A 3160-nucleotide genomic window follows, 5' to 3' on the forward strand; every position below is an offset into this window, starting at 1 on the left:
GGGCGAAATGTCGGGCCTGGTCATCATCGCGCATGAGCGCGGCAATTGCAGCGCCTACAATGCCGGCTGGCAGACAGCCATCCTGCAATTCCCGAACTTCAGGCATCTGCTGGTCATCGACGATGACGAGATCGCCGATCCGCAGTGGCTGGAACGGATGTGCCGGGCTGCCGAAACGCTCAGTGCCGATATTGTCGGCGGCCCGCAGGTGCCCGTGTTTGCCGACCCCGCCCATGCGCGATGGGCCGAGCATCCGGTGTTCGCGCCGCCTTATCGGGCAACCGGGCGGGTGCCGGCGCTCTATTCGTCCGGCAATCTTCTGGTCGGGCGCAACGTGCTGATCGCCATGGGTCCACCCTTTCTCGATCTCAGATTCAACTTCATGGGCGGCGGCGATTCCGACTTTCTCAGCCGGTCGGCGCAAAAGGGCTTTGTGCTGGGCTGGTGCGCCGAGGCCAAGGTGCATGAAACCGTCCCGGCCCGGCGTATCGAAGCCGACTGGATCCGGGCCCGCAGCCTGCGCAACGGTGTCATCTCGACACTGGTCGAAAAGAAGAAGCGCGCCGGCACACCGCTGGCCGGCGCCAAGGTGTTGCTGAAGAGCCTGGCACTGCTTGCCGCCTCGCCGCTTCGCGGCCTGATCCGGCTGGCGCGGACCGGATCGCCTGATATCGCCATCTACCCTGTCCATGTGGCGCTGGGCCGCGTGCTGGCCGAATTCGGATATGCCAATGAGCAATATCGCCAGCCTGAGAAAAACTGAGCGCGCGCCGCTCAGCGCCGCGTTCACGCGCGAAGGCGTGGCCACCGCCATTGCCGCGCTGCTGTTGACCGTCATCATGGTGTCCTTCCGGCCGTTCCAGCCGGGCGGCGCAGAACTCGCCGGTCAAGGCGGCGACATCGTCAACCAGCTTGGCTTCGGTTCGCTCGGCGCCATGTCGATCTTCTCGCTGATGGCCTTTGCCGATCCGCGTGTGGTGCGCTCGCTGCTCAGCCCGTCCTGGATGCTGGTGCTGGGCTTCTTTTTCCTCTCGGTGATCCTGTCGACCGATCCGCCTTCGGCCATGCGCGCCGCCTCCTTCACCCTGATCGGCATCCTGACGATGGCGACGATCCTGGTGCTGCCTCGCGACGCCGAAGCCTTCTCGAAGGTGATCATCTTCACCGCCGTCGTGGTCATGGGCCTTTCCTATCTCGGGCTCATCGTTTTTCCGCATGAGGCGATGCACACCGCCGACTCGCAGGAGCCTGAGCATGCCGGCCTGTGGCGCGGCGTGTTCACCCACAAGAACATCGCCGGGCCGATCATGGCCTGCCTCAGCTTCGCGGGCCTCTATCTCTACCGGCGCGGACAGCGCTACTGGGGTGCCGGGATCTTCTTCGCTGCGATGATCTTCATGCTGCACACCGGCTCCAAGACGACAGCCGGCCTGGTGCCGTTCTCGATCCTGATCGTCATGTTCCCGAGCCTGATCGGCATGCGGCTCGGCACGCCGATCCTGTTTGCGCTGGCGATCGTCGCGACAGCGGTCGGCACGCTGGGCATCGTATTCCTGCCGCCGATAAAACATCTCGCGGCGATCTATTTCCCGGACATGACCTATACGGGCCGCACGACGCTGTGGGAGTTCGCCGGCAGCATGCTCGCGAAGAAGCCATGGACCGGTTACGGCTATGAGAGCTTCTGGGGCACGCCCTTGCTGCTCAACCAGGACCAGCCCTTCGACCGGCCGTGGGACATCCGGACCATCGTGCACGGCCATGACGGCTACCTCGACATCGCCGTGCTGATGGGCATTCCGGCACTCTGCGTGGCGGTCTACACTTTCCTCATCGCGCCGCTGCGCGACTACATGCGCATTCCGTTGCGCAGGGAAAACATTTTTCTCGGTGACTTCTTCATGATGGTGGTGCTGTTCACGGCGCTGAACGCTTTTCTCGAAAGCTTCTTCTTCCATCGCGGCGACCCGGTCTGGCTGTTCTTCGTGCTCGGCGTATTTGGCCTCAGGCAAGTCTCGCTGCGGCCGATGGCAGTGCGCGATCCCGATCGCGGCTCGCGATCTTTCCGTTCCTCCTGACGGGGGCTTCCCCGGGGAAGCGCCAGCGTCTATGTGAAAGCCTTCCTTCGGAGGGCTTTTGATGACGATCAGGCTTGTTCTCGCCGGCTGCGGCAATATGGGTTACGCCATGCTCTCAGGCTGGCTGAAATCCGGTAAGCTTGCGCCATCGGCGGTTTTCGTGGTCGAGCCCAATGCCGATCTGCGCAATCGCGCGGCCACGCTGGGCTGCGCGACATCAGCCGATGCCGGCAGCATCCCGGCCGATGCCGTGCCCGATCTCGTCGTCATCGCGGTGAAGCCGCAGGTGATCCGCGATGTCACCTCCGCCTACAAGCGTTTCGGCGATGGCCGCACCACCTTCGTCAGCATCGCCGCCGGCACGCCGGCCAACACCTTCGAGGAAATCCTCGGCAGCCGCGCGCCGATCGTGCGCTGCATGCCCAACACACCCGCGGCAATCGGCAAGGGCATGATGGTGGTGTTCTCCAACAAGCTCGTGTCGGATGACACCAAGCGTTTCGTCGCCGATCTTTTGTCGGCGAGCGGCGAAGTGGCCACCATCGACGACGAGGGCCTGATGGATGCGGTGACCGCCGTCTCCGGATCTGGGCCGGCCTACATCTTCCATTTCATCGAAGCGCTGACCGTGGCCGCCGAGAAGGCCGGGCTGCCAACGGCGACCGCCAAGCTGCTCGCCATGCAGACAGTCTATGGCGCCGCCTCGCTCGCCGCCGAAAGCGGCGAGGAACCGGGCGTGCTGCGCCAGCAGGTCACCAGCCCCAACGGCACGACGGCCGCGGCGCTGGCCGTGCTGATGGGCGAGCACCGGCTGACGCGCCTTCTCACAGAGGCGGTGGAGGCTGCGCGGCTGCGGTCGGTCGAGCTGGGGAAGTAATCGTCAACTCCTCCGCTGCCGAAGTTTTGATGGGTCGGACGTGCTTGCGTTGATGGCTTGGCGGAAATGCACATCGCTTCGTCATCCTGGGGCGAAGCAAGGAGCGCAGCGACGCGGCGCAGACCCCAGGATCCATGCCGCGACTTCAAAGCGCTGCTGCGGTGCAGAATTCTGCTCCGCTGCATTCCTCGACCAAGATCACGGC

At 64.3% G+C, this 3160-nt stretch carries 3 protein-coding genes; all 3 read left to right on the forward strand.

The genetic code is table 11. The features are described 5' to 3' along the window. Positions 1-763: glycosyltransferase (locus EN984_RS28085; RefSeq protein WP_127384111.1), on the forward strand; the 763-nt coding region annotated here is incomplete at its 5' end. Then, positions 732-2078, forward strand: coding sequence for an O-antigen ligase (locus EN984_RS28090; protein WP_127384112.1), 1347 nt, complete (start codon positions 732-734; stop codon positions 2076-2078). The genes EN984_RS28085 and EN984_RS28090, both read left to right, overlap by 32 nt. A gap of 61 nt (positions 2079-2139) precedes the next feature. Continuing rightward, positions 2140-2955 carry a pyrroline-5-carboxylate reductase gene (gene proC, locus EN984_RS28095; RefSeq protein WP_127269835.1) on the forward strand — a complete coding sequence of 272 codons (816 nt, stop codon included), beginning with the start codon at positions 2140-2142 and terminating at the stop codon, positions 2953-2955. Positions 2956-3160 lie beyond the last annotated feature (205 nt).

It is taken from the genome of Mesorhizobium sp. M7A.F.Ca.CA.004.12.1.1 (assembly GCF_003997835.1).
In the GTDB taxonomy this organism is placed as follows: Bacteria; Pseudomonadota; Alphaproteobacteria; order Rhizobiales; family Rhizobiaceae; genus Mesorhizobium.